This window comes from Halomonas profundus, assembly GCF_020865425.1.
Taxonomy (GTDB): Bacteria; Pseudomonadota; Gammaproteobacteria; order Pseudomonadales; family Halomonadaceae; genus Vreelandella; species Vreelandella titanicae.
On sequence record NZ_CP086344.1, the window covers coordinates 1,887,777 to 1,907,967 of the forward strand.

The window sequence follows — 20,191 nt, forward strand, 5'->3', positions numbered from 1 at the left end:
AAGGATTAAAAATGAAAATAACAGCGATAAAAACATATCGACTAAAAGAATTTTCCAATGTGCTTTGGGTGCACGTTGAAACGGATGCTGGTATCGTCGGTTTAGGTGAAACATTTTATGGTGCTGGGGCTGTAGAGGCCCATATACACGAAACACTTTCCGAGCGGTTGTTGGGCAAAGATCCTCTTCATATTGAGGCTTTGCACAAAGAGATGGTATCACTCCCCATGGCGCAGTCTTCAACAGGCGCTGAATACCGCGCAGCCTCTGCTATCGACATAGCTCTCTGGGATATCTTCGGTAAAGTATGTAACCAGCCAGTCCACCAAATGTTAGGGGGGCTTTGTTGGGAGAAAATTCGTATATATAACACTTGCGCAGGTTATCGTTACGTTCGAACCAACAATATCAAGCCGGTTTCAAATTGGAATATAGGTGCCTCAGAGGGGCCTTATGAGGATCTGGACGGCTTTATGAACCGCCCAGCGCAGTTAGCTGAAAATCTCCTGGAGTCGGGTATTACGGCAATGAAAATCTGGCCATTTGACCCTATTGCTGCTGAAACGCGTGGCCAGTACATCACCTCACCGCAAATGAAAAAAGCCATAAAGCCCTTCGAAGAAATACGTAAGGCCGTTGGCGATGATATGGACATTATGGTTGAGTTCCATTCTCAGTGGAATTTACCTACTGCAAAAAATATTGCTAAGGAATTGGAGCAATTTAATCCTACTTGGTATGAGGACCCAATTCGAATGAACTCACCGCAAGCACTTGCTGAGTTTGCTGCTTCTACCTCTGTTTGGACGTGTGCCAGTGAAACGCTTGGCTCTCGTTGGCCCTATAAAGACATGCTGGATCGTGACGCAACCCATGTGGTCATGGTCGATCTCTGCTGGACTGGGGGGTTAACAGAAGGGCGCAAAATAGCCTCCCTTGCCGAAACCTGGCATCGCCCTTTTGCTCCTCATGACTGTATTGGCCCGGTCGGGTTTGTGGCCGCCATTCATATGTCGTTTAGCCAGCCAAACACGCTCATTCAGGAGAGTGTAAGAGCTTTTTATCGAGGCTGGTACACCGAGTTGGTAACGGCTGTACCCAAAATCGAGAATGGCTTTGTATACCCCATGGAAGGGCCAGGGCTTGGTGTTGAGCTTCTGCCCACTTTCTTTAAACGCTCCGATTTGAGCGTGAGAAAAACGTCACTTTAAAGGAGATACCCATGGCAACGAATCTTTTTGATTTAACAGGTAAAACCGCTCTCATTACCGGCTCTTCACGGGGCTTGGGTCGCGCTTTTGCCGAGGGGCTTGCCAGTGCTGGAGCTTCGATCATCCTTAACGGAATGAACCGAGAGCGACTAGAAGCTGCTGAAAGAGAGATGACTCAGAGTGGCTATCATGTCGAAATCGCTGCTTTTGATGTTACCGATGAGAGCGAGGTTAAATCAGCCTTCGCTAAATTCGATAAAGCTGGTATCAATATTGACATTTTGATTAATAATGCCGGGGTGCAGTTTAGAAAGCCGATGGTTGAGCTTGAAACATCCGATTGGCATCGTGTAATTGATACTAATTTAACCTCAGCTTTTGTTGTCGGCAGAGAAGCGGCAAAAAGAATGATTGAGCGTGGTTACGGCAAGATCATTAATATTGGATCCCTAACCAGTGAGCTAGCCCGGGCAACGGTTGCTCCCTACACGGTAGCCAAGGGCGGCGTTAAAATGCTGACTAAGGCGATGGCAGCTGAGTGGGGAGAGCATGGTATCCAGGCTAACGCCATTGGGCCTGGTTATATGTTGACTGATATGAATGAAGCCCTAACCTCAAACCCAGATTTTGATGCATGGGTAAAAAGCCGAACACCTGCCCGTCGTTGGGGAAAGCCTGAGGAACTCGCAGGAACAGCCATTTACCTTAGCTCCGCTGCTTCAGCCTATGTTAATGGACAAATAATTTATGCTGATGGCGGCATGATATCAGTGCTATAGGGGGCCTTTATGCAAACAATAGTTATACACTCCCCCGGTGACTTGCGCGTCGAAGAGCATCAAGAAGCGCATCCGCCTGGTTCAGGTGAAGCAAAAATAACGATTAGTAAAGGTGGTATTTGCGGCTCTGACCTTCATTACTTCCATAACGGCGGTTTTGGTGCGGTAAGGTTGCAAGAGCCTATGGTTCTAGGGCATGAAGTAGCTGGTGTTGTCGCGGAACTTGGCATAGGTGTTTCACATTTGAAAGTGGGCGATAAGGTGGCTGTGAATCCTTCTATGCCTTGTGGCACATGCCAGTACTGTCAAAATGGCCAACGAAACCAATGCGAAGACATGCGTTTTTTTGGAAGTGCCATGCGTTTTCCTCATCAACAGGGGTTGTTTCGCCAAAATGTCACGATTCCAGCCCAACAACTCTACCCGCTACAACCCGATACTGACCTGACATATGCTGCTTGCGCAGAGCCTTTAGCCGTTTGCCTCCATGCTGTACGCCAAGCAGGCTCTTTGGTCGGGAGTAACGTATTAGTCTCGGGATGCGGGCCGATTGGCTGCTTAACGGTACTTTCTGCTGCTCGTGCTGGGGCTCAATATATTACCGCGACAGATCTTTCTGATGCTCCTTTAGCGATTGCGGCTCAATTAGGTGCGCATCGTAGTGTTAATCTCAATAGCCAACCAGATGCGTTGACCTCCCTTGCTCACGGGAAGGGTAGCCAAGATGTTATCTTTGAATGCTCGGGTAGCCCCAAAGCACTTGCGTCGGCATTAGAGATTATTAAGCCCGGCGGTATTATTATTTTGGTCGGTTTAGGTGGTGAGATTCCATTTCCCTTAAATTTAGCGGTTGCTAAAGAGATTAAGATGATGGGGAGCTTCCGCTTTGACGAGGAATTTTCCCAGGCAGCTGATCTTATTGATAGAAAGGTGGTTGATTTAAAACCTTTCGTATCTTCAGTTATACCTTTTGGAGAGGCAAAGTCTGCTTTCGATCTAGCTTCTCTGCGTGAAAAATCCATGAAAGTTCAGCTTGATTTTGACGGAAAATGAGTTTTTTACATGGTAATTTTTTGTGCTTTTTTGATAGAGGTTGATTGAATGTTAAATTTATGTTTGCTATGAAAGGTGCGATGAGTATTTTTATTTATTTACCAAGCATAATATTTTATTTGGCGAGCTTATGCATGGAAAAATAGGTAAGTTTTGTCCGATAACAATGGCTGAATAGATATGAGCAATAAAACTAGTAATGCGGGTCAGAACCTGCTTGATCTCGCCTATGATAAGCTTGAAGAACTCATTGTCACCTGCGAGCTAAAGCCAGGCAGCCATCTTAGGATTCAAGACTTACAAACGATGACAGGCTTTAATCGAATGCCGGTGTATCAGGCGACAACTCGTTTGGCTGCTGATACGTTAATGATTATTCATCCGCGACAAGGTGTCCAGATTTCACCAATAGACTTGTCTCGTGCTTCATTACTGCTTGACTTACGTCGAGACCTTGAAAGGTTTGTTATATCGCTGGCTAGCCAAAGGGCAAGCGACGCGCAAAGAAGTCAGTTTCGCCACATAGCTAACTTGTTAAAAACAAGTGAGTCTTTAACTATCTCTGAATTCAATGCTTATGATAGCAAAATAGACCAAATGGTGCTTTCCGCGTGCGGTGAGCCTTTTCTACAGTATACGCTTAGACCTCTGCATACTATTTTTCGAAGAATTGGCTGGGTTTATCATTCCTATACTGCCGGTGGGGAAAGTCTTGATAGTACCGTGGAAGGTCATATCGCTGTCCTGGATGCCATACTTTCCGGTAAGCCAGAACAAGCCGCACTGGCATCTGATAAGCTTATTGACTTTGTGAAAGATATGTTGCCGGTTTTAAGCGATGAATTACCTCCTAGTGTCTTTGATGTAAGAATGGAATTTAAACAACCTTAATTTAATAACAATACTGGAGCTTCCATGGACATAGTCTTTCATGGCAAAAATGCACAAACATTTTTTAGCAATTTTGAATCCCTTCTTGAGGACGATCACACCATAAAACTGTTGCCAGATACGCTCGAATCCGAAGAAGATATTGCTTGCTATGCTGGTGCCGATGTCATTGTTGGTGTCAAACATGATTCATCGCTACCTACTTTAACAAAAACAAAGTTGTTTCATGTCCCAGGCGCTGGTTATGACGGTTTAGACCTCTCTCTGCTTCCAAGCACAACAACGGTCTGTAATTGTTTTGGCCATGAGCAAGCCATCGTTGAGTATATTATATCAGCTCTGCTGCTGAGACATGTTCCTCTAGCGGATGCTGATAAAAAATTAAGACATGGTGACTGGGAGTATTGGGCTGGTGGTGCATCAGGCCTACGCACTGAGCTATCTTCTGAATCCATAGGTATCATCGGTTTTGGACATATTGGGAAAGAATTGGCAAGTCGAGCTCATGCTTTTGGAATGGATGTTTCAATAGCAAATAGGAGCATAGTTGAAGCGTCTAACCAAATAAAAAAATATTATGCTTTTGATGATCTATCTTCTATGTTGAAAGATGTCGATATTGTCGTTAATACGCTTCCGCTGTCTAAAGATACTGAAGGTTTTATTGGTCAAAAAGAGTTTAAAGATATGAAGAGGAGCGCTGTTTTTGTCAATGTTGGTCGTGGCCGCGTGGTTGATGAGAAAGCGTTATTTGATGCCCTAAATGAGTCGAGAATTGCTAGCGCGGTCATAGATACTTGGTATGTCTATCCAGCAGGCTCAGAGTCTAACCCTTTACCCGCTTCTCTTCCTTTCCATGAATTAGACAACGTGATTATGACCCCGCACATGTCAGGATGGACACACGGTACGGTAAAGCGCCGCCAGTTAACGATGGCACGCAATATTAATAAACTTTCCAAGGGTGACGGCGATCTTGTGAACATTGTTTCTACTTAAATGCCAATTAAATCAGAGATCTGCTTGTGAATCTTTACCCATAATTAAAACGGCATAGTTTGCTGATGATATAGCTTCAGCGGCAGATGCAGAACTGTTTCCTCTCGTGTTAAAGTGCGAGAATTTATAGGGCCTGTGGACGTTTCGTCGTGATTCACGCTGAAACGTCCACAGGCCCTTGTTTAACTGTAAGCGTAAATTTAAGGCACAATGGCATGATTTGAATAGCCATTTAGGCAAAAGGATAACGGTAATGAGCAACGATACGACGGGTGCAACAGAAGGAAAAACAGCGCCGCGGAATGATCTGCTGGTGTGGATTGATCTAGAGATGACCGGTCTCGATCCTAATAAAGAGCGCATCATTGAAGTAGCCACGCTCATTACAGATGCGGATTTGAATGTGGTCGCCGAGGGGCCGGTTATTGCGGTGAAGCAGCCCGATAGTCTGCTGGCGCAGATGGATGACTGGAACCAGAAAACCCACGGCGAATCAGGCTTAGTCGCACGCGTGAAGGCAAGCCAAGTGGAAACCGCGGAAGCTGAGCAGCAAACCCTGGCGTTTTTGCAGCAGTACGCAGTGGCAGGTTCGTCGCCCATGTGTGGCAACAGCATCCATCAGGATCGTCGTTTTCTCGAGCGTGAAATGCCTGCGTTGCTCAACTTTTTCCACTACCGCAATCTTGATGTGTCTACCATAAAAGAAGTGGCCAAACGCTGGAACCCCGGTGCGCTGGCGGGCTTTAGTAAACAGAATGTGCACTTGGCCATGGACGATATTAAAGAGTCGATTGCCGAGCTGGCCCACTACCGCAATACATTTTTACGCGTTGATCAGCGCAGCGACGAAGAAGAGTAAGCGCTTAAGCCCCGTCAGTAGTAATTAGCTCACCGCGTTTGAGGCGCTGCTCCTCAAGCGCCCAGCCGACGTGTTCACGCACCAGCGAGCTTGGGTAGGCTCTGCGCGCCCAGAGCGCGGCTTCAACGGCCTCGCTCCAGGGCGCGTTGCCCAGGCCAATGGCGATATTGCGCAGCCAGCGCTGGTAGCCAATGCGCCGAATGGGGCTGCCAGCGGTTTTATCCAGAAACTCCGCTTCGCCCCAGCCAAACAGGCTAATAAGCGATGCGCGATCCAGGTCATGGCGCGGCTCAAAGTCATCTTCCTGGGTAATATGGGTAAAACGCGTAAAAGGGCATACCAATTGGCAGTCATCGCAGCCGTAAATACGGTTGCCCATGGCGCGACGAAACTCGACTGGAATCGCCCCGTGCAACTCAATAGTGAGATACGAAATGCACTTGCGCGAGTCGACCACTTTATCGTCAACAATGGCACCGGTGGGGCAGGCCACTTTGCACGCGTTACAGCTACCGCAGTGTTCGTGCTCAAACGGTGCGTCAATGGGCAATGGAAGGTCAGTATAGAGTTCGCCAACAAAAAACAGCGAACCCGCCTTGGGGTTGAGCAGCATGGCGTTTTTGCCAAACCAGCCGAGCCCCGCTTTTTGAGCCAGGGCGCGTTCCATCACCGGCGCTGAGTCGACAAAAGCGCGGTAACCGAAGCTGCCGACTTCCTGCTCAATTTTTTTTGCTAATAGGGCTAACCGTTTGCGGATTAGCTTGTGATAATCACGGCCAAGGGCGTAGCGCGATACATAGGCGCGGTTGGGCTGACCGAGCACCTTGGTGCTCTCCACCTCGGCGGGCAGGTAATCCATACGCACGCTGATAATGCGTTGAGTGCCGGGTTCCAGCTCCTCTGGGCGAGTGCGCTTGGTGCCATGCTTGGCCATAAAGCCCATTTCGCCGTGGTAGCCCTTTTCCAGCCACGCGTCGAGGTGGTCTTCATGAGCCGACAGTTCAGTATCGGTGATGCCCACCTGCTGAAAACCCAGCTCTCGCCCCCAGGTTTTAATCAGGTCGGCAAGGCGAGCAAGTTTCTGGTCAGTCATTGCACCATCAGAACGTGCAAAGGCAGTGGAATTCGACATAGTCAATCAACAGCAAGGCATTAAGCGCGCTATGCTAACGCATTGGCAGCCATCAAAACATGTGAAAGGAGCGATCGTGACAGTCCCGAATACTTCCATGCTACGCCCCCTCTATAAAGCCGCCCAGGTTCAGGAACTCGATCGGCGCACGATCGCCGGGGGTATCGATGGCTTTGCATTGATGCAGCGCGCCGCCTCAAGCGCCTGGCACAGCTTCCGCTCCCGCTGGCCACAAGCACGTAGTATCACCGTGCTATGTGGGAGTGGCAACAACGGTGGCGATGGTCACGTGCTGGCAGCGCTAGCCATGCAGTCGGGCCTCAAAGTACAGCGGATAACCCTTAAGTCCGTTGAAGAGCTCAGCGGCGCCGCGACCCGTGCCGCAGAATTAGCAACATCCGCGGGCGTGGGCTGCGAGGAGTGGCACGCTGGGATTGAGCTCACCGGCGAAGTGATTGTTGATGCATTGCTGGGTACCGGGTTGACCGGTGAAGTAGAGGGGCGCTTCAAGCGTGCTATTGAAACGATCAACGCTGCAAAGCAGCCAGTCCTGGCGATTGATATTCCCTCTGGATTGGTTGCCGACACCGGTGCGGTACCGGGTATTGCTGTGAAGGCCTCCTGCACGGTGACCTTTATTGGCGATAAGGTTGGATTACATACAGGTGATGCCCCTGCCTATACTGGCGAGATCGACTTTCGACCCCTGGGTGTCAAAGCCCAGGCCTATTTCGATATTCCCCCCACGGCTTGGCGGCTGGATGATTCGCTGCTGGCAGAGGCTTTTGCACCACGCCTACGCACTAACCATAAAGGTGACATGGGGCATGTGCTGGTGATGGGGGGCGCTCCAGGTTTTGGTGGCGCAGCGCTACTGGCCTGCCAAGCAGCCGCGCGTTTGGGAGCGGGTAAAGTAAGTTTGGCGACGGCTCCTGAGCATATCACCGCCAGCTTGGTACGTTGCCCGGAAGTGATGGCTCATGGCGTACGCGGTGGCGCTGAGGCCGCTGAGCTGCCCAGTAACGCTGACGTTGTGGTGGTAGGGCCAGGGCTTGGTCAGTCTGCCTGGGGGCAGGCGGTGCTACAGAGTGCGTTGCAGTCAGATACCCCACTGGTGGTGGATGCCGACGGGCTTAACCTGCTGGCGCGCCAGTGGCCGGAGGTTCGCCGTGATAACTGGATTTTGACTCCACACCCCGGTGAGGCCGCGCGACTATTGAACTGTTCCGTTGCCGATATCCAGTCCGACCGGCCCGCTGCTGCCCAGGCACTGCAACGCGCTCGGGGTGGTGTGGTGATTTTAAAAGGCGCGGGCAGTTTAATTGCTGGGCCTAGCGGTTTGGTGGTGTGCCCTTACGGGAACCCCGGTATGGCCAGCGGCGGCATGGGCGATGTGCTCAGCGGCATGCTGGGGGCGTTGGTTGCTCAGCGGGGCGAGGTGGAGTTTAGTGTCTGGCTAGGTGCCATGGTGCATGCGTTAGCGGCCGATCGCGCGGCAGCGGAAGAAGGCGAGCGTGGCCTGCTGGCCAGCGATCTGGCATCCTATGCGCGAAAATTGATTAATCCGTGAAGGCAGCCCACATGCAGGTGCAATTAGACAACGAAGAGGCCCAGGTCGCTTTTGGCGAAACTCTCGGGCACGTATTGCAAGGACGCGGGCTCGTCTATCTAGAGGGTGAGCTAGGTGCCGGTAAAACCACGTTAACGCGTGGCATCCTGCGGGCTTACGGCCATCAAGGGGCGGTTAAAAGCCCCACTTACACCTTGGTAGAGCCTTATGAGTTGAACGATCAGCGGGTTTATCATCTGGATTTATACCGCTTAGCGGATCCAGAAGAGCTTGAGTTTATTGGTGGTCGAGACGTGCTGGCCGACGATGCAGTCACCATTATTGAGTGGCCCAGCCGCGGTGAAGGGTGGTTGCCAGCGCCTGACCTGCGCCTAACCTTGGAAGTAGTGGCGCAAGGGCGTTTAGTCTCATTAGCTGCGGGTAGTGATAACGGTCAGCGTATGCTTGAATTATTGCGAAGTAAGGTAAGTGCAGTCAGTAAAGAAGGTTCCGACCAGTTGGAGAACGGTGTGATTCAATGGAAATGAAGGGCATAGCGGCAGGCGTATATCGCTTATTAGCCGCCGGTTTTTTTGCCCTGGCGGCGGTTGATGTACAAGCGTCCAGCGTAGAGAGCATGCGGCTTTGGGCGGCGCCAGATCATGCCCGGCTGGTGTTTGATCTCTCCGCTGCGACTAATGCCAACGTATTTTCGCTGGAGAACCCGGCGCGGTTGGTGATTGATTTAGATGATACCCAAATGGATACCGACCCCAGTACGCTGCCTTTGCACGACAGTGCCATTACCTCGGTGCGTACCGGCGTGCGGGAGGGTGGGGGCCTGCGGGTAGTGCTTGAACTCAATCGAGAAATTGAGCCACGCCATTTTACCCTGACACCTAACGACCAGTACGGTCACCGACTGGTCGTTGATCTCGAATATCCTGGTGAGAGTGCCGTCGAGAATCCGATTGACCCCATTGAGGCGATGATTCGGGACCAGGAAATTCAGGCCCAGCGGGCATCTGCTCAAGGCCAGCTGTCGGACAGCGTGGCGCCGCCTAGCGAGGCAGCGCCGACAGAAGTGCAGGAAGCCAAGCCGCACCCAAGGCGCGATATTATTATTGCCGTCGACGCCGGTCATGGTGGTGAAGACCCAGGGGCGATTGGCCCTTCAGGCACACGGGAAAAGGACGTAGTGCTGGAAATTGCCCGTCGCCTAGCCGCTGAAGTGAACGGTACTGAGGGCTTTAAAGCCGTGCTGGTGCGGGATGGTGACTACTATATAGGGTTGCGTCAGCGTACCGCACTGGCACGTGAGCAGAAAGCCGACTTTTTTGTTTCGATACACGCCGATGCTTTCACCAGCCCAAGACCCCAAGGGAGCTCGGTCTATGCGCTTTCTCAGCGCGGCGCCACCTCGGAAACCGCCCAGTGGCTGGCGGATAGTGAGAACCGCTCCGACCTTATCGGCGGTGTCGATGGCAGTCTCTCCTTGCGTGATAAAGACCAGGTGCTGCGCGGCGTGTTGTTGGATTTGACCATGACTGCCACGCTGAATGACTCGCTCTCGATCGGTGGTCAGGTATTGGAGCAGTTAGGCCGCATTAACCGGCTGCATAAGTCGCGGGTCGAGCAGGCTGGGTTTATGGTACTGAAGTCTCCCGATATCCCCTCGCTGTTGATCGAGGTTGGCTTTATCTCTAACCCTGACGAAGAGCGTCGGCTACGCGACCCAGTACACCAATCAGGGCTTTCTCAGGCTATCTTCAGCGGTTTGCGCGAGCATTTCGAGCGCTTCCCACCGCCGGCCAGCCTGCTTGCCTGGCAGCGTGATAATCAGCATCGCCCTTCGGGTAACGAGTACCGTATTCAGTCGGGAGACACCCTGTCAGCGATTGCTGTGCGTCATGGCGTGCCGGTTAATCAGTTGAGGCAGGCCAATGACCTGAATGGTGACGTGATTCGTGTTGGCCAAGTGTTACAGATTCCCCGTTCATGAGGTGCCGTGTTGACTGATATGACCGCTACCGCACCGCGTATACAGGTACTCGACCCGCGGTTGGCCAACCAGATTGCCGCCGGGGAGGTGGTTGAGCGCCCCTCATCGGTCACCAAAGAGTTGATAGAGAACGCTATTGATGCTGGCAGCCAGCGTATCGAAGTAGAGATCGAGCAAGGGGGCGCGCGGCTGATCAAAGTGCGCGATGACGGGATTGGCATTGGCGAAGAGGATTTACCGCTGGCCCTGGCCCGCCATGCCACCAGTAAGATTGGCAGCCTGGAAGACTTAGAGGGCGTTAGTTCGCTAGGCTTTCGCGGTGAAGCGCTGGCATCAATTAGCTCCGTCTCGCGGCTGGAGCTGATCTCCAATGCCGAAGACGACCCCCGCCATGGCTGGCGGGTGGTTGCGGAAGGGCGGGGCATGGAAGCACGGGTGACACCTGCGCCACACCCCCGTGGTACCAGCGTTGGCGTGCGCGATCTGTTTTTTAATACCCCCGCCCGGCGCAAGTTTCTGCGTACAGAAAAGACCGAATTTGCCCATGTAGAAGAGGCATTTCGCCGTCAGGCGCTATCCCGCTACGACATCGCCTGGGTATTGCGCCATAACCAAAAAGTCATTCACCAGTTGCCCGCCGGTCACTCTGCGGCGGCCCGGGAGCGGCGTATTGCCTCGCTGTTGGGCAAGAATTTTATCGAGCATGCTCGCTATATCGAGCGCGAAGCGGGCGGTATACGGCTAAGCGGCTGGGTTGGCTTGCCCACCCACTCGCGCTCACAGGCTGACCAACAGTACTTTTTTGTCAATGGACGCGTGGTGCGTGATCGTTTGGTCGCCCACGCGGTGCGTCAGGCCTATCGTGATGTGCTGTTTAACGGCCGTCATCCGGTCTTTGTGCTCTATCTGGAGCTTGATCCAGACGTTGTGGACGTCAACGTCCACCCCACCAAGCATGAAGTGCGCTTTCGTGATGGTCGTATGGTTCACGACTTTCTCTATTCGAGCCTCCATCACTCCCTGGCGTCGGCTAAACCCGCTGAGAGTGCAGAGGAGCATGATGCCGAGGTGGCTGATACGTCAGGCGCATCGCCACAGGGCGAAGCTTCAGAAATGGGGGCTGAACAACCCCGCTGGCAGCAGCAGGGGATTGCGCTGACCCACTCGCCGGATCGCCACCCCGGTGCTGAGCGCGTGCGCCGCTTTATGCAGGGTTATCAGGCGCTACACCCCAATCACGAAGAAACGCTGTTAACGCCTCAGCCGAGCCCTCCCAGTGAGCGAGGTAGTGAGGTGCGTGAAGCGCCCCTGGCGATGCCTGATAACGACCCCACTGCGCCACCACCACTAGGGTTTGCGCTAGGGCAGTTGCACGGCATTTATATTCTGGCCCAGAACGCTGAGGGATTGGTGCTGGTGGATATGCATGCCGCCCATGAGCGAATCGTCTATGAGCGCATGAAGACACAGCTGGCCGCTGCCAAAGGGTTGGATGCGCAGCCGCTGCTAGTGCCTGTCTCCATTGCTGCTAGCCGGGCCGAAGTGGCCACGGCAGAGAGCGAGCAAGAGGCAATTGCCAAGCTGGGTATTGAGCTGGATATCGCCGGGCCAGAGACGCTGCTGGTACGCCAACTGCCGGCGTTACTTGCCCAGGCTGATCCTGAGGCGCTGGTGCGTCAGATGCTGGAAGAGCTGGCGCGCTATGGGCGTACCCATCAAGTCGAGGCTAGGGTGCATGAACTACTCTCTACTATGGCCTGTCATGGCAGCGTGCGTGCCAACCGTCGGCTTACTATCGACGAGATGAACGCGCTACTGCGCGACATGGAGCGCACCGAGCGCAGCGACCAATGTAATCACGGTCGTCCCACCTGGACGCAGATGGGGCTCAAAGCGCTTGATCGGCTCTTCTTGCGCGGCCAATAGATGCTTGAACAACAGCTGCGCGATCAGTAATCACCTTTTTCTTAGCTAATGGAACCGCGCATGGCTGATACCCGCCCCTGGGCGATTTTTTTAATGGGCCCCACGGCCGCTGGGAAAACCGATGCTGCGATGGCGCTACACGAGCACCTGGGGCATGAGCTGATTAGCGTTGACTCGGCCATGGTGTACCGCGGTATGGATATTGGCAGTGCCAAGCCCAGCGCGAGTGAGCTTGCCCGTGCGCCTCACCACTTGATTGATATTCGCGATCCAGCAGAGCCCTATTCGGCGGCCGATTTTCGTGTAGATGCGCTTTCTCTTATGCGACAAATCAGCGCGGCGGGCAAAGTCCCCCTGCTGGTCGGCGGTACTATGCTTTACTACAAGCGGCTGGTCGAAGGGGTGGCAAACTTGCCTTCTGCCGACCCGGCTATTCGCCAGCGGCTTGAAGCACAGTGGCAAAACGAAGGACTATTGTCGCTACATCAACGCCTGGCAGAGGTGGATGCGCTATCCGCCCAGCGCATTCACCCCAATGACCCGCAGCGCGTCATGCGCGCGCTGGAGGTGTACTACGCCAGTGGGCGGCCAATGAGTGAGCTGTGGGCGGAGCAACAGCCGGAAACCTTTCCCTGGCGCGTGTTGTCGATAGCTTTGGCGCCCAGTGATCGCAGCTTGCTGCATCAACGTATTGCCCAGCGTTTCGAAGTAATGTTGGGTGAGGGCTTGATAAATGAAGTCGCCGCCCTCAAAAAGCGTAATGACTTACATTTAGGCCTACCGGCGATGAAGAGTGTTGGTTATCGCCAAGTGTGGGAGTACCTGGAAGGTGAGTATGATTATGCCTCCCTCGTTGAGCGAGGCGTGATCGCAACTCGTCAGCTAGCCAAGCGACAATTAACCTGGTTAAGAAGCTGGCCAGAACTTAACTGGGTAGATTCACAGCGCTCAGATGCACTGGATCAGGTGTTGAAACTCGTGCGTGACAGCAGTGCTTAGCGTAAGATAGTTCGCTAAGCTGGTAATTTAGGTAGTGTGTTTTCGATTGGCTGGGTGTTTGAGCCTTTCGAATATCACTAGGCTCTTCGGGCATCATTCGGCCTTTCGGGCAGTAATAAAATAGTGCGGCGTAGCACCAGTAGGGCACGCCATTTGATAATTAACCCCAACGACAGTTTTAGGGAGAGCAACATGTCCAAAGGGCAGTCCCTTCAAGACCCGTACTTGAACATTCTGCGCAAGGAGCGCATTCCGGTCTCTATCTTTTTGGTCAACGGCATTAAGCTGCAGGGCCAGATCGAATCGTTTGACCAGTTTGTTATCCTGCTGCGCAATACCGTTAGTCAGATGGTTTATAAACACGCTATTTCCACGGTTGTTCCATCTCGCAACGTACGCTTGCCTGCGCAAGACCCGGCAGAGCAGGATGCGGAGATTTAACACCGCTGGAGAAGCAAGAGAGTCCACGAGGTATTGATTGTTTTTCGAACGCCCAGACGCCGGTGAAACGGCAGTTCTTGTTCACGTCGATTTTCATGATGAACAAAAACGTGAAGACCCGGGTGAGTTTTTAGAGCTCGTACGCTCTGCTGGTGCAGAGCCTGCGACTCTTCTCACTGCTAGCCGCCACCGACCTGACTCGCGCACCTTTATTGGGTCAGGTAAGTTGGAAGAGCTGCGGGCACTGCTCGCGGCTCATGAGGCAGAGCTGGTGATCTTCAACCATAGCTTAAGTCCCTCTCAAGAGCGCAATGTAGAGCAAGAGCTCAAGTGTCGAGTGCTCGACCGTACTGGTTTGATCCTCGATATCTTTGCGCAACGGGCAAGAACCCATGAAGGTAAGCTGCAGGTAGAGCTTGCTCAGCTTGAATATATGTCGACTCGCCTCGTGCGTGGTTGGACACACCTAGAGCGGCAAAAAGGTGGGATTGGCCTGCGCGGCCCAGGCGAGACGCAGTTAGAAACTGACCGTCGTCTGCTGCGTGGTCGGATCAAATCGATTCACAAACGGCTCGATAAAGTGCGCAGCCAGCGCGACCAGAATCGCCGAGCGCGTGCGCGCGCGGAAATTCATAGCGTATCGCTGGTGGGGTACACCAACGCCGGTAAGTCAACGCTATTTAACGCCTTAACCAATTCTGAGGTGTATGCAGCCGACCAGCTGTTTGCGACACTTGACCCTACTTTGCGGCGGCTTGAGATTGAAGACGTTGGTCCGGTAGTGATGGCCGATACCGTGGGCTTTATTCGCCACTTGCCGCACAAGTTGGTTGAGGCGTTTCAAGCGACGCTCCAGGAAGCCTCTGAAGCGTCGTTGTTGGTACACGTGATCGATGCCGCAGATCCTGACCGCGAGTTAAACGTGGAGCAGGTGGAGCTAGTGCTCAAAGAGATCGGCGCCGATGATGTGCCGGTACTCAAAGTCATGAATAAAATTGATAAGCTCGATAGTGCCCCACGTATAGAGCGTGATGGGCATGGTGTGCCCGAAGTGGTTTGGCTTTCGGCCCAGCAGGGCCAGGGGCTTGAGCTGCTCCATGAGGCGCTGACCGAGCGCTTGGCAAATGATGTCATTGGCTTTTCGCTGACACTGACTCCCGAGCAGGGTAAGCTGCGGGCAGGGTTGCACGAGCTCAATGCCGTTCGCGAGGAAGCCTTTGATGAGCAGGGGCATTCAGTGCTTGATGTGCGTTTGCCGCGGCGTGACTTTAATCAGTTGATGGCCCAACTGGGCGAGCGAGCCAACACCTATTTACCTGAAGCGCTGCGTGAAACCAATGAGTGGTAAGCGACTTAATTACCCATCCTAGTACGCTGCATGTATGCAGTTTTGTATAAAAATGGTACAAGGTTTATAGAGCAATAATATCAAAACGCGGTGGTGCCGCCTAAGTGTGATGCCATTAGCGTTAGCGAATACCTTAGTGGAGACGAAGTATGGCCTGGAATGAGCCTGGTGGTGGCAACCAGCACGACCCTTGGAGTAGTGGCGGCCGACGCGGTGGAAACGACGGCGATGGAAACCGTGGCAGTAATAATGGCAGCGGCAACAATGGCAATAAAGGGGGCAACAACCAAGGTCCACCTGACCTGGATGAAGCGCTGAAAAAGTTTCAGGACAAGCTCAACAGCATGTTGGGTGGCGGCAAAAAAGGCGGCGGCAAGAAAACCGGTGGTGGCGGTAGTGATAAGAACCGCAACCCTTTCGCGCTGCCAGGCCTGCTGATTATTGTTGCGCTGGCTATTTGGGCTGCAATGGGCTTCTACCTCGTGGATCAATCCGAGCGCGGCGTTGTGCTGCGGTTTGGTGAGTTTCAGGGCATCGTAGATCCAGGCCTGCAGTGGAATCCGCCGCTGATTGACGATGTACGTATGGTCAATGTGACCCGTGTGCGCTCTCTGTCGCAGACCCAGTCGATGCTGACCCGCGACGAAAACATTGTCGAAGTGGAAATTTCTGCTCAGTACCAAGTAGCTAATCCACGCGATTTTGTGCTTAACGTACGCGATCCTGCTATCTCGATTGAGAATGCGCTGGATTCGGCACTACGTCACGTCGTCGGCGGTACCGATATGATCGATATCCTAACCTCTGGCCGTGAGATTCTGGGTAGCTCGGTTGCTAGTCGTCTACAGTCCTATCTCGACAACTACGGTGCCGGTATTCGCCTGCAAACCATTAACATCGAGTCCACTTCGGCGCCCGCGCCAGTGATTGACGCCTTCGATGACGTTATCCGGGCCCGTGAAGATCGTCAGCGTACGATCAACCAGGGTATTGCTTACGCCAACGCGATTATTCCGGAAGCGCAAGGTCAGGCGCAGCGTATCGTTGAGCAGGGCCAGGGTTACCGTGAGTCGGTCGTTGCTGAAGCGCAAGGTCAAGCCAACCGCTTTAACTCGCTACTCTCCGAGTACACAAATGCCCCGGATATCATGCGTGAACGTATGTACCTGGACACAATGGAAGAAGTGTTTAGTAATTCGCCGAAGGTGCTGTTGGATGTAAGCGAAAACGCGCCGCTGATGTATCTGCCCCTCGATCAGCTTAGCGGTGGGAGCAGTAGTCGAAATAACTCTTCGAGCGGAAGCGCCAATAGCGATGAACAGCTAGACCCGAGTGTGCTTGAGCGGTTACGCAACACCCAGGGCAGTTCCAGCTCTTCATCGAATACCAATAGTAGCTCCATCCGCAGGGAGGGCCGGTAAATGATTAATAATCGATCCCTGCTGATTGTTGGTGGTCTGGCTGCCGTGGCGTGGCTGGCAAGCAACACTCTGTACGTGGTAGACGAAACCGAGCGTGCCGTTAAACTGCGCTTTGGTGAAGTCATTGAAGAGAATATTCAGCCTGGCTTGCATGCCAAAGTGCCGATCGCGCAAACGATTCGTAAGTTTGATACGCGCTTGTTGACGCTGGACACCGATACCAGCCGCTATCTGACCCTTGAGCAGAAAGCGGTTATCGTTGACTCCTATGTTAAGTGGCAGGTGGTTAATCCTACTCGCTACTACGAGGCGACTGCCGGCGATGAGTTGATGGCCATTCGCCTGATTCAGCCGCGGGTGGATGAGAGCCTGCGTAATGAATTTGGTCGCTTGAATCTTCAGGAAATTATCGCCGAGCGTCGTGATGACCTGATGACGGGCCCCACCGCAGAACTCGACGAGCTGATGCGTGAAGAGCTCGGGGTGGCAATTCGCGATATTCGTATCAAGCGCATCGATTTGCCCGAAGACGTATCAGCCGCTGTTTTTGAGCGGATGCGCTCCGAGCGTGAGCGTGAAGCTCGTGAATGGCGTGCTCAGGGTCAGGAAGAGGCTGAGCGTATTCGCGCCAATGCGGATCGTCGTCGCCAAGTACTGCTTGCCCAGGCCAATGAGCGCTCCGAGACGCTGCGCGGTGAAGGTGATGCCCAAGCCGCTGCGATTTTCTCTGAAGCGTATGGTCAGGATCAGGAGTTCTACTCTTTCTGGCGTAGCCTTAATGCCTATAGCGAAAGCTTTGCCGACGATGGCAATCTGATGGTGCTGGAGCCGAGTAGCGACTTCTTCCGCTATTTGCGCAGCGCTGAACCAGAAAGCGGTGAAGACAGCGGCGAGTAAACCGCCGTTGGCCGGTGCTCCTCGTCTTGGTTTGTTGATAGCCAAGCGGGGTTCACCCGGCCAATAAACGTGATAGAATTTGTTGACCGGGCGTCGCCCGGTTTTTTTGTGGCTCCTATTTCTTCAAGTTCAAGGCAATCGTCATGACCATCGCTGACCGCTGGCTACTGCCCGACGGCATGGATGAGGTGCTCCCGCCTCAGGCAAGCCGTATGGAAGAGCTGCGCCGCGCGCTGCTCGATCTTTACCACTGCTGGGGCTATGACCAGGTAATGCCGCCCCCAGTGGAGTTTCTGGACTCACTGTTAACAGGCACCGGCACGGATCTGGATCTTCAGACCTTTAAGCTGACCGACCAGTTAACGGGTCGCATGATGGGCGCCTCGGCGGACGTTACGCCGCAAGTTGCGCGTATGGATGCCCATTCGCTAAAGCGTCAGGGGCCGGTGCGCCTTTGCTACTGCACTAATGTACTGCGTGCTAAGGCAGACCAGCATCAGGGTGGCCGTAGCCCGGTGCAGGTGGGTGCTGAGCTGTTTGGTCATGCCGGGCTAGAAGCGGACAGTGAGATAATTCACTTGGCGCTGGCCAGTATGAAGGCCGCGGGCGCTGAGGAGATTCACTTGGCGTTAGGGCATATCGGCATCTATCGAAGCCTTGCAGAAGCGGCAGCGCTCAGTGACGAGCAGGAGCGTGCGTTATTTGAGGCGTTAGCGCTAAAATCACCCAGTCAACTGGCGCAGCATGTAGATGCCAGCGTCAGCGACCCGGCCTTAGCGGACATGCTGTTAGCTCTGGGTGATCTGCACGGCGGTGCGGATGTTTTACGCCAGGCGCGGGAGCGTTTTGCCGGTGCGCCGGCCTCGGTCACGGCGGCACTGGATCAGTTGGATGCGCTCTATCAAGGGGTGCTGGCACGCTTTGATGTGTCGCTCTACTTTGACTTGGCGGAACTGCGCGGCTATCAATACCACACGGGTATGATGTTTGCCGCTTATGTGCCGGGCTACGGACATGCGCTGGCTAAAGGCGGACGTTATGACGATACCGGGCGGGCTTTTGGTCGTGCGCGCCCGGCCACCGGCTTCTCGATGGATCTGAAACAGCTGGCGTCGCTGGCGCTGGCATCACCGAGTCGCGGGGCTATTTGGTCGCCCGCTGTGCAGGATGAGTCGCTCAACGCTGCCATTGTCGCGCTGCGTGAGCAGGGGGAACGCGTGATTCAAGCGCTGCCAGGGCAGCGTACTGGGCCGGCGGAGCATGAGTGTGACCGCCGTCTTGAGCTTATCGATGGTCGTTGGCAGCCAACGGCCCTGACACAAGAGACGAGTGCATCATAATGGGTAAGAATGTCGTAGTGCTGGGCACCCAATGGGGTGACGAAGGCAAGGGTAAAATCGTTGACCTGCTGACTGAGTCCGCATCCGCCGTGGTGCGTTTTCAAGGTGGCCATAACGCGGGTCATACGCTGGTCATCGACGGTGAAAAGACCGTTCTCCACCTGATTCCATCCGGCGTTTTGCGTCCAGGCAAAACCTGCGTGATTGGTAATGGTGTGGTGCTCTCGCCGGAAGCGCTGATCAAAGAGATCCGTGAGCTGGAAGCCAAAGGTGTGCCAGTACGCGAACGCCTGCGTCTGTCGCCAGCTTGTCCGCTGATCCTGCCCTACCATGTGCGCCTGGATCAGGCCCGTGAAAAAGCCCGTGGCATTGCCAAAATTGGCACCACTGGCCGGGGCATTGGGCCTGCCTACGAAGACAAAGTCGCCCGTCGTGGCCTGCGCTTAGGCGATATGCTGCATCGCGAACGTTTCGCTTCCAAGTTGGGCGAAGTGCTCGACTACCACAACTTCGTGTTGGTGAATTACCACGGTGAACCGGCGGTCGACTTCCAGGAAGTGCTGGACACGGCGATGCAAATGGCCGAAGAGCTGCGTCCCATGGTGTGCGATACCGTCAGTATGGTGCACGACCTGCGAAAAGCCGGTGAGAATATCCTGTTTGAAGGGGCTCAGGGCTCGCTGTTGGATATCGACCACGGTACCTACCCCTATGTAACCAGCTCTAACACCACCGCAGGCGGCACAGCCACCGGCTCTGGCGTCGGCCCGCTCTATTTGGACTACGTGCTGGGTATCACCAAGGCGTATACCACCCGTGTTGGTTCAGGCCCGTTCCCCACTGAGCTGTTCGATGTCGATGGCCGCCACCTTGCCGAGCGTGGCCACGAGTTTGGTGCTACCACTGGCCGTGCCCGCCGCTGTGGCTGGTTTGACGCTGTGGCACTGCGTCACGCGGTGCAAATCAACTCGGTCACCGGTATCTGCCTGACCAAGCTGGACGTACTGGACGGGCTGGAAAATATCCGCGTGTGCGTTGGCTATCGCAGTAAAGATGGTGACGTGCTGGAAACGCCAGTGGATTCAGAAGGCTATGAAGCTGTTGAACCCCTCTACGAAGACCTGCCAGGCTGGAAAGAGTCGACTCTAGGGGCTAAAAAGGTAGAGGATTTACCTGCCAATGCCCGCGCTTATATCAGTTACCTTGAAGAGCAGGTAGGTACCAGTATCGATATTATCTCCACCGGTCCAGACCGCATGGAAACCATCGTGCTACGTAACCCGTTCGATAGCTAAGCACGCTTTAAGCGGGCCATTAGTGAGCAGATGAGCAAAAGGGGCAACT

18 protein-coding genes are annotated in these 20,191 nt (G+C 53.8%); 17 read left to right on the top strand and 1 reads right to left on the bottom strand.

What is annotated here, in order from left to right; translation table 11 throughout:
* Positions 1-11 precede the first annotated feature (11 nt).
* The 6 genes from LMS44_RS08370 to orn all read left to right on the top strand — a co-directional run bounded on the left by LMS44_RS08370 (position 12) and on the right by orn (position 5,792).
* The gene (locus LMS44_RS08370) at positions 12-1,211 is read left to right on the top strand and encodes a mandelate racemase/muconate lactonizing enzyme family protein (RefSeq protein ID WP_278369471.1); all 1,200 of its coding nucleotides are present in this window, start codon (positions 12-14) and stop codon (positions 1,209-1,211) included.
* An 11-nt stretch (positions 1,212-1,222) separates the two neighbouring features.
* On the top strand, positions 1,223-1,990 hold the full coding sequence (locus tag LMS44_RS08375) for an SDR family oxidoreductase (protein WP_159176617.1): 768 nt from the start codon (positions 1,223-1,225) through the stop codon (positions 1,988-1,990).
* A 9-nt stretch (positions 1,991-1,999) separates the two neighbouring features.
* Entirely contained in the window at positions 2,000-3,043 is a 1,044-nt protein-coding gene (locus tag LMS44_RS08380; RefSeq protein ID WP_159176618.1) for an L-idonate 5-dehydrogenase, read from the top strand.
* A gap of 180 nt (positions 3,044-3,223) precedes the next feature.
* On the top strand, positions 3,224-3,934 hold the full coding sequence (locus tag LMS44_RS08385; protein WP_051052087.1) for a GntR family transcriptional regulator: 711 nt from the start codon (positions 3,224-3,226) through the stop codon (positions 3,932-3,934).
* Between the two features lie 24 nt (positions 3,935-3,958).
* Positions 3,959-4,933, top strand: a complete 975-nt coding sequence (locus tag LMS44_RS08390; protein ID WP_009287756.1) for a 2-hydroxyacid dehydrogenase — start codon at positions 3,959-3,961, stop codon at positions 4,931-4,933.
* A gap of 253 nt (positions 4,934-5,186) precedes the next feature.
* Positions 5,187-5,792 (top strand): oligoribonuclease, encoded by a 606-nt coding sequence (orn, locus tag LMS44_RS08395; protein ID WP_039859766.1) that lies wholly within the window; start codon positions 5,187-5,189, stop codon positions 5,790-5,792.
* A 4-nt stretch (positions 5,793-5,796) separates the two neighbouring features.
* Here the strand turns inward: orn and queG are convergent, their stop codons facing one another.
* Positions 5,797-6,924: a tRNA epoxyqueuosine(34) reductase QueG gene (gene queG / locus LMS44_RS08400; RefSeq protein ID WP_414727630.1), complete on the bottom strand. Its 1,128-nt coding sequence runs from the start codon at positions 6,922-6,924 to the stop codon at positions 5,797-5,799.
* A 97-nt stretch (positions 6,925-7,021) separates the two neighbouring features.
* Between queG and LMS44_RS08405 the strand changes: the two genes are divergently transcribed.
* From LMS44_RS08405 to LMS44_RS08455, 11 genes are all read left to right on the top strand, one after another.
* Positions 7,022-8,494 carry an NAD(P)H-hydrate dehydratase gene (locus LMS44_RS08405; RefSeq protein ID WP_159177920.1) on the top strand — a complete coding sequence of 491 codons (1,473 nt, stop codon included), beginning with the start codon at positions 7,022-7,024 and terminating at the stop codon, positions 8,492-8,494.
* An 11-nt stretch (positions 8,495-8,505) separates the two neighbouring features.
* On the top strand, positions 8,506-9,021 hold the full coding sequence (gene tsaE / locus LMS44_RS08410; RefSeq protein ID WP_039859770.1) for a tRNA (adenosine(37)-N6)-threonylcarbamoyltransferase complex ATPase subunit type 1 TsaE: 516 nt from the start codon (positions 8,506-8,508) through the stop codon (positions 9,019-9,021).
* Positions 9,012-10,475 (top strand): N-acetylmuramoyl-L-alanine amidase, encoded by a 1,464-nt coding sequence (locus tag LMS44_RS08415; RefSeq protein ID WP_159176619.1) that lies wholly within the window; start codon positions 9,012-9,014, stop codon positions 10,473-10,475. The genes tsaE and LMS44_RS08415 overlap by 10 nt, the downstream gene beginning before the upstream one ends.
* 18 nt (positions 10,476-10,493) lie before the next feature.
* On the top strand, positions 10,494-12,401 hold the full coding sequence (gene mutL / locus LMS44_RS08420) for a DNA mismatch repair endonuclease MutL (RefSeq protein ID WP_159177921.1): 1,908 nt from the start codon (positions 10,494-10,496) through the stop codon (positions 12,399-12,401).
* 60 nt (positions 12,402-12,461) lie between these two features.
* Positions 12,462-13,400 (top strand): tRNA (adenosine(37)-N6)-dimethylallyltransferase MiaA, encoded by a 939-nt coding sequence (gene miaA, locus LMS44_RS08425; RefSeq protein ID WP_009287758.1) that lies wholly within the window; start codon positions 12,462-12,464, stop codon positions 13,398-13,400.
* A 192-nt stretch (positions 13,401-13,592) separates the two neighbouring features.
* On the top strand, positions 13,593-13,841 hold the full coding sequence (hfq, locus tag LMS44_RS08430) for an RNA chaperone Hfq (RefSeq protein ID WP_007114649.1): 249 nt from the start codon (positions 13,593-13,595) through the stop codon (positions 13,839-13,841).
* Between the two features lie 37 nt (positions 13,842-13,878).
* Positions 13,879-15,189 carry a ribosome rescue GTPase HflX gene (gene hflX / locus LMS44_RS08435; RefSeq protein ID WP_009287759.1) on the top strand — a complete coding sequence of 437 codons (1,311 nt, stop codon included), beginning with the start codon at positions 13,879-13,881 and terminating at the stop codon, positions 15,187-15,189.
* Between the two features lie 149 nt (positions 15,190-15,338).
* Positions 15,339-16,610: an FtsH protease activity modulator HflK gene (hflK, locus tag LMS44_RS08440; protein ID WP_159176620.1), complete on the top strand. Its 1,272-nt coding sequence runs from the start codon at positions 15,339-15,341 to the stop codon at positions 16,608-16,610.
* Entirely contained in the window at positions 16,611-17,507 is an 897-nt protein-coding gene (gene hflC, locus LMS44_RS08445; RefSeq protein WP_009287760.1) for a protease modulator HflC, read from the top strand. It abuts the gene before it with no gap.
* Between the two features lie 143 nt (positions 17,508-17,650).
* Positions 17,651-18,847 (top strand): ATP phosphoribosyltransferase regulatory subunit, encoded by a 1,197-nt coding sequence (locus LMS44_RS08450; RefSeq protein WP_022523962.1) that lies wholly within the window; start codon positions 17,651-17,653, stop codon positions 18,845-18,847.
* Positions 18,847-20,142, top strand: a complete 1,296-nt coding sequence (locus LMS44_RS08455) for an adenylosuccinate synthase (protein WP_022523961.1) — start codon at positions 18,847-18,849, stop codon at positions 20,140-20,142. The genes LMS44_RS08450 and LMS44_RS08455 overlap by 1 nt, the downstream gene beginning before the upstream one ends.
* Positions 20,143-20,191 lie beyond the last annotated feature (49 nt).